The following is a 15,238-nucleotide window of genomic DNA, read 5'->3' as shown; positions in this document are numbered from 1 at the left end:
AGATACGGTAGGTAAAAATACGAGCAAGATACAAAATTACATTAAGCAGCAACTAGAGCAGGATAAAATGGGAGAGCAATTGTCGATCCCGTATTCAGGTAGCCCGTTTACGGGCCGCAGGAAGTAGTCATATGCAAATGTCAGATCACTACGCGCCTGCTAGGGCGCTGCTAGTAGGAGAGCCTTATAGGCGCATATGAAAAACCACCGGCTATGCCGGTGGATACTTTTTTTCATCTCAACGTCATCATGACATTCAATCGTGACACGCAACAGCAACAGGATTACCAGTGAATGTGATCCAATTCACTTAAAGATCAAAAACAAATGACATCCCTATCAAATGCCGATCTTGCTCACTTTTTAAACGCAAAAAACACTATATCGTAATTTGGAATTGATTATAAATATATTCCACAATATGGAATTTGGGCTAAGTTTATTTTGACGAAATTGACTGTGAGCTGATATCCCGCGAAGCAGTCATATCATCATGAGGTATCTATGGAAGTGCTCAACAATCCACAAGGAAGCCTGCTCTCGATTGATCGTTTAACGAAACGATTCTTTAATTTTGTTGCCTTGGAGTCTGCCTCTTTCCATGTTCACCCTGGGCGCTGTGTGGCGCTCCTTGGCGAAAATGGTGCCGGGAAGTCGACTTTGATTAAAACATTGGCCGGTATTCATAAAAAAACTGCTGGTGAGATTCGCTTCAAAGGGGAATTGATTGAAGATGCGGCCCATTTAGCGTCAGCCGATAAAGTTCCGATTGCTTTTATTCATCAGGATCTTGGTTTGATCGAGTGGATGACGGTTGCGGAGAACATTGGTTTAACACTGGGATTCCCGAAGCGCTGGGGGATGATCAACTGGAAAGCAGCCGAACAAAAAGCACAGCAAGTGTTGGATTTAGTCGGGTTAGATGTAAAAGCATCTGAGCGTATTTTTAACTTAAGTGCGGCAGAAAAATCATTACTGGCTATTGCCCGAGCGTTGGTCGCTGATGCAGAAGTTTTGATCTTAGATGAACCGACCGCTTCTCTCGTTGCCAGTGATGTCGGCCGGATGTTTGAGGTATTGAAACGCCTGAAAGCACAAGGCGTGGGGATGATCTATGTCTCTCACCGGCTGGATGAAATTCATGATATTTGCGATGACGTGGTGGTGTTGCGCGATGGCCGTTTAGTCGGCTCTGGGCTCGTCGATGATTACACCATTGATGAGCTGGTGACGCTTATCGTCGGTACGCACAAAGAGATGAATTATCGGACCCCGCTCCAACCCGATCAGGATGATATTTTGCAAGTGCGAAATCTGCAACTGGGTGATTTGGAGCCATTTAATATGACATTGCGTCATGGCGAGCTGGTTGCTTTGGTTGGTTTGCGTAATGCCGGGCAGGAAGCGATTGGTCAGGCATTGTTCGGCGGGCTCAATATCAAGTCCGGTGAAGTCTTTATCCGAGGGGAAAAAGCCAATATCAGCTCTCCGGCGAACAGTATTCGCAGTGGCTTCGCCATGGTGGCGGCAGACCGGGTCAAAGAGAGTATTTGTAGCACCATGAGCGCGCTGGAAAATTTTAACTTGAATCCGACCATTGGCGGTGCGGGGTATCTGAGCTTCCTGTCCAGACAGCAAGAATACCGTAACACGCTCGAAGCCATGAAACAGTATGACGTTCGGCCAATGGACCCGGACATTGCGATTAGTTCGATGAGTGGCGGCAATCAGCAAAAAGTGATTCTGGCGCGTTGGTTCAGTCTGAATAAGCCGATTGTTATTTTGGATAATCCCACCGCCGGTGTTGATATTGGTGCGCGGGCTGAAATCTATCGGATCATGCGTGAGTCGATTCAGCAGGGATTGTCTGTGATTGTGATTTCCAGTGATTTTGAAGAGGTGGTGAATATTTCGAATCGGGCCTTAGTGTTTAACCGGGGAAAAGTGGTGAAAGAGCTGACGGAGCAGCAAGTGACGGTAGCGAATTTATTGAAGTATGCATCAGGTTCAAAAGTAGGAGAGGGCGAACATGGCAACGTCTAACATTAAATCGACTGCATTAGAGACGGATATCACCTTCTCTTTGGGGCTCGGAAATTTCATCACTCAGATCGCAATGCGCTATGGATTATTACTCCTGACGGTATTTCTAATCCTGTTGTTTAGTCTGACCACTGATACTTTCTTTTCCATGCTGACGCTTCAGGCGATTCTGAGTGAAAAGAGTGTGGTCGCGATTCTTGCTTTAGCGGCAATGGTGACCATGATCACCGGTAAAATGAATCTGAATGTCGGGTTTGGGGTGACTTTCTGGCACGTTTTTGTCATTACGCTCCAGCAACGATATGGTTTCTCCTGGGAAGCCGCGGCAGTGATTGTGGTGCTGTGCGGATGTCTCTACGGTGCATTTAACGGCATGTTGGTGGCCTTGGCCGATATTGACTCTTTTGTGGCAACGTTAGGGACGGGGACCGTGATCTACGCCGTGTCACTATGGCACACCGGTGGTCGTCAGATCGTGGGGGTTTTGCCGGAGAGTTTCTATCTGTTCAGCGGTTATGAAATTGTCGGGATTCCGATCATCGTCTTTTACTTGCTCGCGATTACGCTGCTGCTGTGGCTGGTGACCGAATATACCGCGCTGGGACGCAAACTTTATGCGGTCGGAGCCAATCCGAATACCGCAACCTTAAATGGTATCAACACGACTTCCTGTTACATCGGGGCTTATGTGGTCTCGGATGGTTTAATTGCCTTTGCCAGTGTGTTGTTGGCCTCTCATATCGGGATTGGCTCTTCCTCGGTGGGACAGGACTACATGCTACCGGCTTTGGTCGGGGCATTTTTAGGTTCCACGACATTTCGTGCCGGGCGGGTCAACGTCTGGGGCACCCTGATCGGTGTTTCTCTGGTCAGTGTCGGGATTTCCGGTCTCCAGCAGTGGGGCACACCATTCTTTGTCGAACCGCTCTTCAATGGTGCGATTCTGTTAATTTCCATCACTTTGGCTGGTTTTAGCCAAAAACGTAAACAAACAGCAACCAAAAATAATGTGAAGGTGAAATAATGAAAAGACGATTCAAAATACTCGCCATGGTGATTGGTTCAGCATTGACTCTCCCCGTACTTGCTGATGAAGCATCGGATTATGTTGCGATGGCAAAACAGGTTGTTCAACAGGCATCTACCGACAGCGCTGCGGCGTTTTCACTTCCCAAAGGACCAGCGGCAGCCAAGGATAAAACCGTTATCTTTATTGCTTCCGACCTGAAAAATAGTGGTGTTTTGGGGGTGATGAAAGGTTATCAGGAAGCAGCTAAAGTCATTGGCTGGCAAGTGCGAGTACTGGATGGTGCGGGGAGTGTGCCATCGCAGTCTTCCGCCTTGAAGCAAGCCATCGCGTTGCAACCTGATGGGATTGTCATCGGTGGATTCACCCCCAATACAATGATTCCGACGCTGCGTCAGGCGCATAAACTGGGGATTCGGATTGTTAGCTGGCACGCGACACCGGAGCCCGGTCCGATTGAGCAACTTTATATTGAAGATAATATTACCAGTTCGGCTGATGATGTTGCTAAAGTCTCGGCCATGTATGCGATTGCCAAATCCGATGGGCATGCGAATGTCGTGATACTGACCGATGGTTTATATAGTATTGCGGTTCGTAAAGCCGACGTGATGAAATCTTATATTGAAAAATGTACCGGATGTTCTGTGCTGAGTTATGAAGATACTCCTCTGGCGAATACTTCAGCGCGTATTCCGCCACTGACCTTCTCGTTGGTTCAGAAGTATGGCGATAAGTACAACTATACGCTCGCAATCAATGACCTCTATTTCGACTACATGGCTCCGGCGCTGCGTTCACTGTCGGGTAAGAAAAAGGGTGAGGGTCCGTATAATATCTCTGCCGGAGATGGCAGTGAGTCCGCGTTTGAGCGCATTCGTAACGGTGATTTTCAGGTTGCAACGGTCGCCGAACCGTTAAATCTGCATGGCTGGCAGTTAATCGATGAACTGAACCGATTGTTTCACGATCAGCCGATCAGCGGTTATGTGACGCCTGCGCATTTAGTCACGGCAGAGAATATTCACCAATCCGGCGGAGACCGCAATTTATACGATCCGGAAAATGGCTATCGGGATTATTATCAGGCATCCTGGCAGGTGAAATGAGCGAGGTGAGGTGAGTATGTTGTTTGAACAAGCCTTGTTGTCGCCACTGCGTCAAGTCAGTGGCGGCCATATCTGGTGTGAGGGGGCGGCATGGTTGCAGCATGCCGGTCAACTGCTGTTTTCAGATGTCAAAAAGAATGCACTCTACTTATATCATCCCGATTCTCAGGAGACGACGCTCGTCACCGATTACTCACATTTTGCCAATGGTAATTATCCATTAGCCAATGGCGATGTGGTGACATGTGAACACGGGCGACGCTGTATTTCGATCCGACATAAAGACAATCTGGCACTCGCCAAAATTCTGGTTGATCAGTATGATGGCAAACGGCTCAACTCACCGAATGATGTGGTTGAGCGTCGCTCGGATGGAACGATTTGGTTTACGGATCCGCCATACGGTATCATCAGTGATGCTGAGGGATTTAAATCAGAAAGTCAGATGATTGGATGTTATATCTACTGTTATGACCCGCGAGATCAGTCACTAACGATTGCATCGACCGATATTCAGCGGCCCAATGGTCTGGTATTTTCTCCCGATGAAAAAACTTTGTATGTGGCGGATATGTCGATTGTTGATTTTCCGACGCAGGGATTGAAACACTTGAAAGCCTTTGATGTCCATGGAAAAGTGCTCTCTCAAGGACGCTTGGTTTATCAGGTGGAACACGGCATCCCCGATGGGATGACCATGGACCGTTTCGGGATGCTTTATTGCAGTTCGTCTGAAGGGGTGTTAGTGCTCAATCGGGACATGGTGTTGGTGGGATGTATTCCGGTACCCGAGACCGTTTCTAACTGTACGCTGAATCACGATGAAAGCACGCTTTATATCACAGCATCGACTTCGGTTTATGCTATCGATCTCAACTGCCAGAAACTGGCAGAATTATAAGGAATTATTATGTTTGCTTGTCATTTTCATGCCTCTGATTATCGTGTTTTGTTACCCGAGTTATTTGTCCGGGCGATTGATTATGTTGTTTCACAGGATCTGCATGCACTCGACGCCGGGCGGCATACGATTCCCGGGATTGATCCGGACGATGCTTTTTTTATGATCCTTGAGTATCAAACAACGGCAGAAAGCCCGGTTGGCCCTGAATTTCATCATAAATATTGTGATGTGCAGTTTATCATTCAAGGAGAGGAACAGTTTGGCTGGGCTGAGTTGACTGATACCCAACACCAGCAGTTATCGCAGGAATATCATTATGATCCACAACGCGATATCTGTTTCTTTGATCCGCAACTTGTGACACTGTCTTATCAGACGATGTCTCATGATCAATTCTATCTGTTTTCACCGAGAACCGCGCATATGCCGAATCTCTCTGTCACTACGACATCACAGGTTCGAAAAGTGGTGATTAAGCTGAAATATCCGGCTTGATTCAGAGCATCTGTGTCACCATCTTTATATAAAATGTATGGTTTTGATCAAATACACTATCTATCGATGCTCAACACGGTATTTTATCGTCCTCGAAAATTGAAGTGTGGTGGAAGCCGCGAACACTATTGAGTCACTATGCAATCAGTACATAAAACCTTTGAAGTTCTGGAGACTGTCGCGACTGCCTCAGGCGGAATGAGCCTTGATGCGTTGTGTAAGGTGATACCGTATCCGAAAACAACCGTGCACAGAATTTGTAAATGCCTGTGTCAGTGCGGTTATCTCCGTCAGGCTGACAGTGGCAAATACTGTCTGACGACCAAGATGATCACTTTAGGTTATTCGGTGATCCATCATGATACTTTTGTTGCGGAAGCGGCACCTTATATGGCTGCACTTGCTGAACACACCGGATTTACGGTCAATTTACAGCGGCGTGACTTTGATAAAGTCATTTTGTTGAAAAAAGAAGAACCGAAAAACTCACTCTTTCATACCAATGCACATGCCGGATTGGCTTCATCGCTGCTGCATTCCGCTTGCGGTAAAGTGGTTTTATCTTATTTCTCTCATGATGAACAGCAGAAATACTGGCAGAGTCACTGCCATGATCTGGCGAGTTTTCGCCATTTCGGTCAGGCTGAAATCCAGACGGAACACGATTTTTACCGCGAGCTGGCGCTGATTAAACAGCAAGGTTTTGCGGTTGACGGTGAAGGGAATGAATCCGGGATTACTTGTATTGCCGTACCGCTGGAAACTGAGCAGTCGGCTAATTATGCGATTAGTGTCTCGGGGCTGACCCCGGAAATTCATCGGTTTGGTCAGGTGCAATTACTGGAGCGCCTGCGGGAAGTGGTTCGCGCACTGGGTGGGAAAATTCGTTAGTCCGCAACGTGAGCTGGGTGATACCGAAGACAGCCTGAGTTTGCTGTCTTCGGCTCGGTGAAGCGCGAGATTAGCTATCGCTCTCGTTGTTCTTTGTTTCGTCGATATTCTTGCTTGCCTCTTTACTTTCCCGGGCGAGTTCGACGACCTGATTATCAATCAGGCGAACTTTGCCCATAAAGGCTGACATCAGAATAACGGCTTGCTTGCTGCTCTCTGTCACCGGCAGAAGAGTCCGGGCATCACGGATAAAAATTTCATCCGGTTCAAGATCAGCAGCTCTGAGTTGATCAATGGCATCTTCGATAATGGTGTCGAAATCTCTCCGTCCGCCTCGGATCGCACTACTGATCCAGCGCATGGTTCTGGCTAATACCGGCGCACGCTGACGTTCATCCAACGTTAACAGATTATTCCGGGAACTCATCGCCAGCCCGTCGGCTTCGCGGATTGTCGGAACACCGACAATCTCAATATCGAAACAGAGATCAATCACCATCTGGCGGATCAATGCCAGTTGTTGGTAGTCTTTCTCACCAAAACAGGCAATATCAGGCTGAACGATATGGAATAGCTTGGTCACGATGGTTGAGACCCCCCGAAAATGACCGGGGCGTGAGTGGCCTTCCAATATTTGAGAGAGTCCGGGCACCTCGACAAATGTCTGCTTATCCAGTCCTTCCGGATACATGATGTTGGCTGTCGGCGTGAAAACCAGTGCAACGCCTTCTTGAGTCAACTTAGCCAGATCTTCATCTAAAGTCCGCGGGTAGTTGGTCAGGTCTTCTGCTTTGTCAAACTGCATCGGATTGACAAAAATACTGACGACAACCACATCAGCCAGTGCTTTGGCTTTACGTACCAGCGTTAAATGACCTTCATGCAGATTTCCCATGGTCGGGACAAACCCTATGGTATGCCCATCACGCTTGTACTGCTTAATCTGCGCTTTAAACGCTGAGATATCAGAGTAAGTCTGCATGAATTGCTCCTTCTCTAGGCACTACTTGGCCTAGTGATACTGTATTAGGCAATGGTGTGTTCTTCATCAGGAAAAATACCATGTTCCACATCTTCCATGTATTTGGCGACCGCTTGACGGATATCGCCAGTCTCCGCTAAAAAGTTTTTTGAAAACTTAGGCATGTAGTTTGCCGAAATGCCAAGCATATCGTGCATGACCAGCACCTGACCATCGGTATCTGCACCGGCACCAATACCGATCACAGGAATATCGAGTGCTTGAGTAATCTGAGCGGCCAGCTTGGCCGGGACACATTCTAATAACGCTAATTGCGCACCGGCATCTTGCAGCGCCAGCGCATCATGTAACATCTGTTCGGCTTGTTGTTCTTCTCGTCCTTGTACTTTATAACCACCGAAGATATTTACTGACTGCGGTGTCAAACCTAAATGTACACAGACCGGAACGGCGCGCTCGGTGAGCATTTTGACTGTTTCCACCAGCCATTGGCCACCCTCAATTTTGACCATGTTTGCCCCTGCCTGCATCAGGCTGGCGGCATTTTCACACGCTTGTACCGGCGTGGCGTAGCTCATAAACGGCATGTCTGCCATCAAAAGCGAATTAGGGCTACCGGCTCTGACACATCGTGTGTGGTAGGCCATGTCTTCAATTGTTACCGGGAGTGTATCTGTCCGGCCTTGCAGTACCATCCCCAGAGAGTCTCCGACCAGTAATACCGGCATATCCTGACTCTCGAAAAGCTGCGCAAAACTGGCATCGTAGGCGGTTATGGATGCAAATTTACGGCCTTCTTGTTTCCAGCGCATCAAATTGTTAATCGTAATTTTTTTCATCATTCATCATCCTTACGAGACGTTGGCAGGAGAGTGCCAAATTGTGAGTCCATTTTGATCAACTTGTTGGAGGAGTTGATGCAACTCAGTCCCATCCGGGAGAATTAATTGAGGTGCAATTTCAGCCAGCGGATAGAGCACGAATTCTCGTTCTTTCATCCCATAATGGGGAATTATCAGCCGCTCAGAATTGATCACCGTCTGACCATACAAGAGAATGTCGAGATCCAGCGTTCTCGGGCCCCAGCGTTCTTCTTTTCGTACCCGTCCCTGATTGAGTTCGATCGCTTGGGTATGATCTAATAATTCCAGTGGTTTTAAATGCGTTTTGATCTCAACAACAGCATTGATATAGTCCGGTTGATCCGCCGGCCCCATTGGTGTACTGCTATACAATTGAGAAGCCTGAATAAATTCCGACTCAGGCAGATGTTGCAGTGCCTCAATCGCTTGCCGGGCTTGTTGAGCCGGTTGTGCCATATTACTGCCGATCGCAATATAAACGGTGATCATGACACATCCTGTTTATTTTTTTGCGGCCTTGTCTGGCGCTGACGTGCTTTGGCTTTTTTGGAATTGATTCGACCAATATCGTTGACCATCGCCTGACGCATATTTTTTCCGGCATTCTGGAAGGTTTCCCACCATTGGGCGAGTTCTTGCGTTTCTCCCTCTTCAACAATACCCCTCATTGCTAAAAAGTCGAAACCTGCGCGGAATTTGTTGATATCCAGTAAACGGAAAGCCCGTTTACCATGCCGGCGCGGGAAGCGTAGTTGCAGTTGCCAGATATCACGAATGGTTGCAGTATGGCGTCTTGGAATGGCAACTGTTTTAACTAACTGATCCAATATTTTGTTACCCGCTTCCATCACTGCATCGTAGTAACAGAGATTTTTGGATTCCATAAATGTTTCGGCCAAATGAATCATCGGATACCAGAGAATGGCCGCAAACATAAATGCCGGGTTAATTCTTTTACCTTCCTCGATTCTTTGATCGGTTGAATCGAGTGCCAGATCGAGCATTTTTTCCGTCGGTGAACTGTGATCGTCAGTAAAATAGGCTGAGATCATCGGGAACAGTTGCTGGAACAGATTGTACTGTCGCATTTGATGATACGTTTCCAGACCATACCCGGTTTGCAGCATTTTTAGCGACTCTTCATAGAGTCGTGCTGACGGAATATCCTGTAGCAACGGTGCCAGTTCTTCGATAGGCGCTGCCGTCTCTTCTTCGATATCGAAATCAAGTTTGACCGCAAAGCGAACCGCTCTCAACATCCGCACCGGATCTTCGCGGTAACGGGTTTGTGGATCGCCAATCAGCCGGATCAGCCGGTCTTCTATATCTTCAATGCCTCCGGCGTAATCGTGAATCGTATAATCCGCGACGTTGTAATACATGGCATTGACTGTGAAGTCACGCCGTTCGGCATCTTCATCAATCGTACCGTAAACGTTGTCCCGGAGCAGCATACCTGCTTCCGACTGGCTCGCCTTCTGGTGATCATTTTCCTGATGGTGACCACGGAATGTGGCAACTTCAACAATTTCACGCCCGAACATCACATGGGCGAGACGAAAACGTCGACCGATCAAACGACAGTTGCGAAACAGCTTACGCACCTGTTCAGGAGTCGCATTGGTTGTAATGTCGAAATCTTTCGGGGACTCCCCCAGCAAAAGATCACGGACACCGCCGCCGACAAGATAGGCCTCATAGCCTGAACTTTGCAGTCGGTACAGCACTTTAAGTGCGCTCTCGCTGATTTGTTTGCGAGAGATGTTGTGCTCTTGTCGCGTGAGGATGTTTAGCGTCAAATCCGGATAAACGCGATGAGCTTGTTCTGTAGTATCGTTTTTATTCATGAGCATCAGACAAGGATAAGAATCTCTACCTTGTTGTCTTTTGTTGACAGAATGTCTTTGTGGGTCAATTTGCGGCTAATCATAGCCTACTGGACTCAATTTGAGAATCATCGTGTGATTTCAAGCGTCTTTGGGAGTTGATGAATATGCCAGTTTTGGCAGCCCCAAGCAACAATTTCCGACAGTTCTGCTGCCTCGATATCAGCCGGTAACTGAAAGCCGAGAAATTTCATGGCTTGAATCAAGGTTGGCCGTGGGTTTTGGCGATCAATGGCCGGAGCATGGTTTTGCTTCGAGAGCTTATGCCCGGTTTGATCAACCGCGAGCGGCAAATGAAGGTAACTGACCGGCGAGTGTCCCAATCGTTGATACAGGCTAATTTGGCGTCCGGTCGGCTCAATCAAGTCGGCACCGCGGACAACTTGAGTGATACCTTGGTCAATATCATCAAGTACCACCGCCAGATTGTATGCAAACAGACCGTCGCGGCGTTTAATCGTAAAATCTTCTTGTGCCAACGCCAGCGGAATCTCAATGTTACCGTGTTTTTCATCGTAAAACTGAGTAATGGGCGTATCCACTTGTAAGCGGATGGCATAGCCGGGCTGAGGCGTAAGCTGCCGATGACGACAGGCGCCGTTGTAGTACCCGCCAGAGGCTTTAATCTGTTTACGGGTACAGCAACAATAGTACGCCTGACCCTGAGCGAGCCACGTCTCAATCTGCGCCTGATAAGCTTGATGACGCTGACTCTGATACCAGACGGTTCGATCCCAGTGTAGACCGTAGGCTTCCAGTGTCTTCAGGATCAGATCGGCTGCGCCCGGCATTTCTCGGGGTGGGTCGAGGTCTTCAATTCTGACCAGCCATTCTCCGTTCATGGCTCGTGCCTGAAAATAGCTGCCTAACGCAGCAACAAGCGAGCCAAAATGCAATGGGCCGGAAGGCGACGGGGCAAAACGCCCGATATAATTGCTCATGTTCATCGATTGTATTGAGATGATGTTGTATTGAAATGCTACCGGGATTGAGGTTCACCGAGTTTTGATATGGCTATATTTTGAGCCGGATAACAATAACAAACAAGGGAGCAATTGCTCCCTTGTTTGTCTTGCATAAGATAATTGAACTTGCTTAACCTTGCATCTGTCTTTCTTTGATTTCTGCAAGTGTTTTACAATCAATACATAAATCTGCGGTCGGGCGCGCCTCAAGACGGCGAATACCAATCTCAACACCACAAGATTCACAGAAACCGAAGTCTTCTTCTTCAATCTTATTCAGCGTTTTTTCGATTTTCTTGATGAGACGACGCTCTCTGTCCCGATTGCGAAGCTCCAAGCTGAACTCTTCTTCCTGAGATGCACGATCGACAGGATCTGGGAAATTTGCTGCTTCGTCCTGCATATGGTGGACAGTCCGTTCAACTTCTTCCCGGAGTTGGTTACGCCAAGCTTGTAAAATCTTTGTAAAATGAGCGATCTGGCCCGGTGACATATATTCTTCACCCGGTTGTTCCTGATATGGCTCAACACCTGCGATGGCTAGGATGCCTAGCGATTTTTTTTTGGATTCTGTCATACAGCATCTCCTACTAACACCTAGTCAACTGCGTGAGCAGTCTACTTAAGGCGGGTATCTATACCAGAAAGAAAAGGGGGTGGCAAACACTCGTTGTAAACTTGTTATCAATGTGCAGACAATATCAATATTTTATCGGTTCATTGAGCCATTCTATCTTTGATACAAGTTTCATTTCATATTTGGATAGTTCTGCCTTGTAGCACAGGACTTCCACGCCTTCCTTTTGCGCTTCTTCCAACAAATGTGAATATGTTGCGTCTATATGGAGGGCGGCCGATACATTTTCAATCCCTGAGTGTAATACAGTAAATAAAAGTATGGCCCGTTTTCCATTTCGGGCAACCTCCATCAGCTCTCGTAGATGTTTTTGTCCACGAGTCGTGACTGCATCCGGAAAGTATCCCTGACCGGAAGGTTTAGCATCTCGGGGAGAATAATCAAGTAACGTGACACTTTTTACTTCAATGTAGCAGTCCGGCTGAGAAACTGCGCTGAGGAGAATGTCGATCCGACTGTTTTCCTGGCCGTATTTGACTTCGGTGCGTAAGGTGTCGTATCCCTGAAGCTCTTTGATGACACCTGACTGTATTGCCTCGCAGGCTAACGTATTGGCCCGAATCGTATTGACACAGATCTGATGTCCGTGTGTGGTTTCGGTCAGTTCCCAGCTACAAGGATACTTGCGTTTGGGGTTATCCGAATGAGAGAACCATACCGTATCACCGGGGGTTGCACAGCCGGTCATGGCACCGGTATTGGCGCAGTGGATGGTGGTGACACTGCCATCAGGCAATTGAATATCAGCCAGAAAACGTTTGTAACGTTTTAACAGGACAGCGGAACTTAACGGGGGATCAAACTGCATTTATGGATGTTTTTTCGTTACAATTATTTCCCTCATTTAATCACAAGGGTGATGTTTTGTCACAGTCGTCAGCGTTATCTCAGTTACCGATTGAAACTGTCATGGCTGAATTATTAGCCGCGATTGCCGATTATCCTCAGGTGATCCTGAAAGCACCGCCCGGAGCGGGAAAATCCACAGGGTTACTACTTGCTTTGCTTCAGCAAGGAAACTACAGCGGAAAAATAATCATGCTGGAGCCACGCAGACTCGCAGCGCGTAATATTGCCAGTTATCTGGCTTCCCAACTGGGGGAGTCCGTCGGAGAAACGGTTGGCCTGCGTGTCCGGGGCACAACGCAAGTGAGTCGTCATACGCGGCTTGAGATCGTGACCGAAGGTGTGATGACCCGAATGTTGCAACAAGACCCGGAACTGAACGGCATTGATTTACTGATTTTTGATGAGTTTCATGAGCGCAACTTGGATGCGGACATCTCACTGGCTTTGGCATTAGAAGTTCAGGAGGCATTACGAGGCGATCTTAAATTATTGATCATGTCGGCCACGCTGGACGGGGATGCCCTACAAGGCATATTGCCTGAGGCCGGTTATATTGAATCCACAGGGCGCAGTTATCCGGTTGAATTGTCTTATAAGAAGCCTGCAACGGGAGGGCGGCTGGTTGAAGATGCCGCGAAAGAAATCTCGGCATTATTGGCTCGCGAAGCCGGTTCTATGCTGGTTTTCCTGCCCGGCGCCGGTGAGATTCAACGTCTCGTGCAGCAGCTTGACGGGCAGTTGCGCGAGGATGTGTTGGTTTGTCCGCTTTATGGCCAACTGACGGTTCAACAGCAACAGCAGGCGATTGCTCCGGCACCGGCTGGCAAACGAAAAGTTGTGCTGGCGACTAATATTGCAGAAACCAGTCTGACGATTGAAGGCATTCGCATGGTGGTTGATTGTGGTCTTGAACGCCTCGCCCAATGGGATCCGAAAACGGGAATCAGCCGGCTTGAATCCGTGCGTATCTCACGGGCTTCCGCTGAGCAGCGCGCAGGACGGGCCGGTCGATTGGAAGCCGGTATCTGCCTGCGTCTTTATAGCGAGGAAATGCTGTCCCGACAGCCCGCGGCACAACAGCCCGAGATCTTACGGGCGGATCTTACGTCACTTGCGATGGAGCTTGCACAGTGGGGATGTCGCTCTCCTGCGGATTTACACTGGTTAGACTGCCCGCCGGAGTCCGCTCTGAAGCAAGCGAATGCGTTATTAACCCGGCTTGGCGCGATGGATGAGCAGGGACGACTGACGGAAATGGGAAGTGCGATTGCGCTGCTTGGTGTTGCGCCACGTTATGGGGCAATACTATGGCGGGGCAAACAACATGGCGCACCGGTTGCCGCTACGGCAGCAATGTTAGTCGCGTTGCTCGAAGAGCCGCTCAGGGGAAATCATAATCCGGATTTGCATTTTCAGCTCAATTTAGTCGACAGCTCAGCCTTGCCACGCAGCCAGCTCTATCTGAAGCGAGCACAACAGCTGTTAGCAAAACTTGATTGCTCTTCCCAGCCGCTTAAGGTTGCTCACGAGTGGGTTGCTCCGCTACTGGCTGCGGGATTTCCCGATCGTATTGCTCTGTCGCGTGGTCAGGCAAGTCGTTACCGGTTAGCCAATGGTCAGGGGGCAATGATGATGCCGGATGAACCTCTGGCGGATGAAGCATTATTGGTGGTGGCTGACATTGTCAAAACCCGGCAGGGGGACAGTCGGATTTTTTCTGCGGTTCGTGCTGAGCAAGCGATGTTGCAACAGGTACTGCCGCATTTATTTGAGTGGCGGGAATGGCTCGATTGGGATGATCACAAAGGGCGATTAACTGCAGAACATCACCTTTGCTGCGGACAACTCGTTTTGGCGCGCCAATCGCTGGGGGAACCAGACCCGGCGAGAGCCGCTGAAGCGTTACTCAATGCTGTGGTTCGTCAAGGTTTGTCGGTTTTACCATGGCACGCAAACGCCCAATTATTACTGAACCGTGCCCGGTGTGCGCGAGAATGGTTACCTGGGTTAGGGGTTCCCGCTATGGATGATGAAACCCTGCTTGCTGAAGCTGAGCGGTGGTTATTGCCCTATATGACGGGAATGAAAACATTGAAAGCTTTAGAGAAGCTTGATTTAGTCGCAGCACTTGAGGCGCGCATCGGGTGGGACGTGAAACAGCGACTCGATCATGCATTACCCACGCATTATGTGGTGCCGACGGGATCCCGTTATCCAATTCGTTATCAACCGGGACAAGCACCGGTTCTGGCGGTGAAATTACAGGAAATGTTCGGCGAACAGGCTTCTCCTCTGATTGCACACGGTAAAATTGCACTGGTACTTGAACTGCTGTCACCGGCACAAAGGCCGTTGCAAATTACCCGTGATCTGGCTGCTTTCTGGCAGGGCGCATATCGTGAAGTGCAAAAAGAGATGAAGGGGCGCTACCCGAAGCATCCTTGGCCGGATGATCCTGCCCATCATCAACCGACCAAAAAGGTAAAAAAACTGATGTAGTCATGTTGAATGGGGGGAGGCGTTGTTTCCTCATCCTTTATCGATTGATATCATGCCGTGCCCCTGAATGAGGGGGAGAGTGAGCGGT

Annotated in this window: 14 protein-coding genes and 1 pseudogene; 8 read left to right on the top strand and 7 right to left on the bottom strand. The window is 48.6% G+C overall.

Annotated elements, in window-relative coordinates:
* From VR7878_RS03105 to VR7878_RS03075, 7 genes and pseudogenes are all read left to right on the top strand, one after another.
* Positions 1-127, top strand: a pseudogene (locus tag VR7878_RS03105) (IS200/IS605 family transposase); the annotation flags it as partial.
* A gap of 377 nt (positions 128-504) precedes the next feature.
* The gene (locus tag VR7878_RS03100; protein WP_077333340.1) at positions 505-2,043 is read left to right on the top strand and encodes a sugar ABC transporter ATP-binding protein; all 1,539 of its coding nucleotides are present in this window, start codon (positions 505-507) and stop codon (positions 2,041-2,043) included.
* Positions 2,030-3,067 carry an ABC transporter permease gene (locus tag VR7878_RS03095; protein ID WP_077333338.1) on the top strand — a complete coding sequence of 346 codons (1,038 nt, stop codon included), beginning with the start codon at positions 2,030-2,032 and terminating at the stop codon, positions 3,065-3,067. The genes VR7878_RS03100 and VR7878_RS03095 overlap by 14 nt, the downstream gene beginning before the upstream one ends.
* A complete protein-coding gene (locus tag VR7878_RS03090; RefSeq protein ID WP_077333336.1) occupies positions 3,067-4,179 on the top strand; it encodes a substrate-binding domain-containing protein in 1,113 nt (370 codons plus the stop codon). The genes VR7878_RS03095 and VR7878_RS03090 overlap by 1 nt, the downstream gene beginning before the upstream one ends.
* A gap of 16 nt (positions 4,180-4,195) precedes the next feature.
* Entirely contained in the window at positions 4,196-5,080 is an 885-nt protein-coding gene (locus VR7878_RS03085) for an SMP-30/gluconolactonase/LRE family protein (protein WP_077333334.1), read from the top strand.
* A gap of 9 nt (positions 5,081-5,089) precedes the next feature.
* On the top strand, positions 5,090-5,578 hold the full coding sequence (locus VR7878_RS03080; protein WP_077333332.1) for a NanQ anomerase/TabA/YiaL family protein: 489 nt from the start codon (positions 5,090-5,092) through the stop codon (positions 5,576-5,578).
* 138 nt (positions 5,579-5,716) lie between these two features.
* Complete coding sequence (locus VR7878_RS03075) at positions 5,717-6,469, top strand: IclR family transcriptional regulator (RefSeq protein ID WP_077333330.1); 753 nt, start codon at positions 5,717-5,719, stop codon at positions 6,467-6,469.
* 70 nt (positions 6,470-6,539) lie between these two features.
* Here the strand turns inward: VR7878_RS03075 and panC are convergent, their stop codons facing one another.
* From panC to sfsA, 7 genes are all read right to left on the bottom strand, one after another.
* A complete protein-coding gene (gene panC, locus VR7878_RS03070; RefSeq protein ID WP_077333328.1) occupies positions 6,540-7,451 on the bottom strand; it encodes a pantoate--beta-alanine ligase in 912 nt (303 codons plus the stop codon).
* Between the two features lie 44 nt (positions 7,452-7,495).
* A complete protein-coding gene (panB, locus tag VR7878_RS03065; RefSeq protein WP_077333357.1) occupies positions 7,496-8,290 on the bottom strand; it encodes a 3-methyl-2-oxobutanoate hydroxymethyltransferase in 795 nt (264 codons plus the stop codon).
* A gap of 12 nt (positions 8,291-8,302) precedes the next feature.
* Positions 8,303-8,803 (bottom strand): 2-amino-4-hydroxy-6-hydroxymethyldihydropteridine diphosphokinase, encoded by a 501-nt coding sequence (gene folK / locus VR7878_RS03060; protein ID WP_077333326.1) that lies wholly within the window; start codon positions 8,801-8,803, stop codon positions 8,303-8,305.
* Entirely contained in the window at positions 8,800-10,167 is a 1,368-nt protein-coding gene (gene pcnB / locus VR7878_RS03055; RefSeq protein WP_077333324.1) for a polynucleotide adenylyltransferase PcnB, read from the bottom strand. The genes folK and pcnB overlap by 4 nt, the downstream gene beginning before the upstream one ends.
* Before the next feature lie 101 nt (positions 10,168-10,268).
* A complete protein-coding gene (gene gluQRS, locus VR7878_RS03050) occupies positions 10,269-11,141 on the bottom strand; it encodes a tRNA glutamyl-Q(34) synthetase GluQRS (RefSeq protein WP_077333322.1) in 873 nt (290 codons plus the stop codon).
* Positions 11,142-11,295: 154 nt separating this feature from the next.
* Positions 11,296-11,742 carry an RNA polymerase-binding protein DksA gene (dksA, locus tag VR7878_RS03045; protein ID WP_059119941.1) on the bottom strand — a complete coding sequence of 149 codons (447 nt, stop codon included), beginning with the start codon at positions 11,740-11,742 and terminating at the stop codon, positions 11,296-11,298.
* A 124-nt stretch (positions 11,743-11,866) separates the two neighbouring features.
* Positions 11,867-12,610, bottom strand: a complete 744-nt coding sequence (sfsA, locus tag VR7878_RS03040; RefSeq protein WP_077333320.1) for a DNA/RNA nuclease SfsA — start codon at positions 12,608-12,610, stop codon at positions 11,867-11,869.
* Positions 12,611-12,612: 2 nt separating this feature from the next.
* Here sfsA and hrpB point away from each other — a divergent pair, with 2 nt between their 5' ends.
* The gene (gene hrpB / locus VR7878_RS03035; RefSeq protein WP_077333318.1) at positions 12,613-15,150 is read left to right on the top strand and encodes an ATP-dependent helicase HrpB; all 2,538 of its coding nucleotides are present in this window, start codon (positions 12,613-12,615) and stop codon (positions 15,148-15,150) included.
* Positions 15,151-15,238: the final 88 nt, after the last annotated feature.

The sequence above is a fragment of the Vibrio ruber DSM 16370 genome (genome assembly GCF_900163965.1).
GTDB lineage: Bacteria > Pseudomonadota > Gammaproteobacteria > Enterobacterales > Vibrionaceae > Vibrio > Vibrio ruber.
This window is presented reverse-complemented; position numbering and strand designations above follow the sequence as displayed.

Coding starts and splice junctions, on each gene's coding strand:
- VR7878_RS03080 (WP_077333332.1), top strand. CDS start 5,090: ATGTTTGCTTGTCATTTTCATGCCTCTGATTATCGTGTTTTGTTACCC.
- panB (WP_077333357.1), bottom strand. CDS start 8,290: ATGAAAAAAATTACGATTAACAATTTGATGCGCTGGAAACAAGAAGGC.
- panC (WP_077333328.1), bottom strand. CDS start 7,451: ATGCAGACTTACTCTGATATCTCAGCGTTTAAAGCGCAGATTAAGCAG.
- VR7878_RS03100 (WP_077333340.1), top strand. CDS start 505: ATGGAAGTGCTCAACAATCCACAAGGAAGCCTGCTCTCGATTGATCGT.
- gluQRS (WP_077333322.1), bottom strand. CDS start 11,141: ATGAGCAATTATATCGGGCGTTTTGCCCCGTCGCCTTCCGGCCCATTG.
- sfsA (WP_077333320.1), bottom strand. CDS start 12,610: ATGCAGTTTGATCCCCCGTTAAGTTCCGCTGTCCTGTTAAAACGTTAC.
- VR7878_RS03085 (WP_077333334.1), top strand. CDS start 4,196: ATGTTGTTTGAACAAGCCTTGTTGTCGCCACTGCGTCAAGTCAGTGGC.
- VR7878_RS03075 (WP_077333330.1), top strand. CDS start 5,717: ATGCAATCAGTACATAAAACCTTTGAAGTTCTGGAGACTGTCGCGACT.
- pcnB (WP_077333324.1), bottom strand. CDS start 10,167: ATGCTCATGAATAAAAACGATACTACAGAACAAGCTCATCGCGTTTAT.
- dksA (WP_059119941.1), bottom strand. CDS start 11,742: ATGACAGAATCCAAAAAAAAATCGCTAGGCATCCTAGCCATCGCAGGT.
- folK (WP_077333326.1), bottom strand. CDS start 8,803: ATGATCACCGTTTATATTGCGATCGGCAGTAATATGGCACAACCGGCT.
- VR7878_RS03095 (WP_077333338.1), top strand. CDS start 2,030: ATGGCAACGTCTAACATTAAATCGACTGCATTAGAGACGGATATCACC.
- hrpB (WP_077333318.1), top strand. CDS start 12,613: ATGGATGTTTTTTCGTTACAATTATTTCCCTCATTTAATCACAAGGGT.
- VR7878_RS03090 (WP_077333336.1), top strand. CDS start 3,067: ATGAAAAGACGATTCAAAATACTCGCCATGGTGATTGGTTCAGCATTG.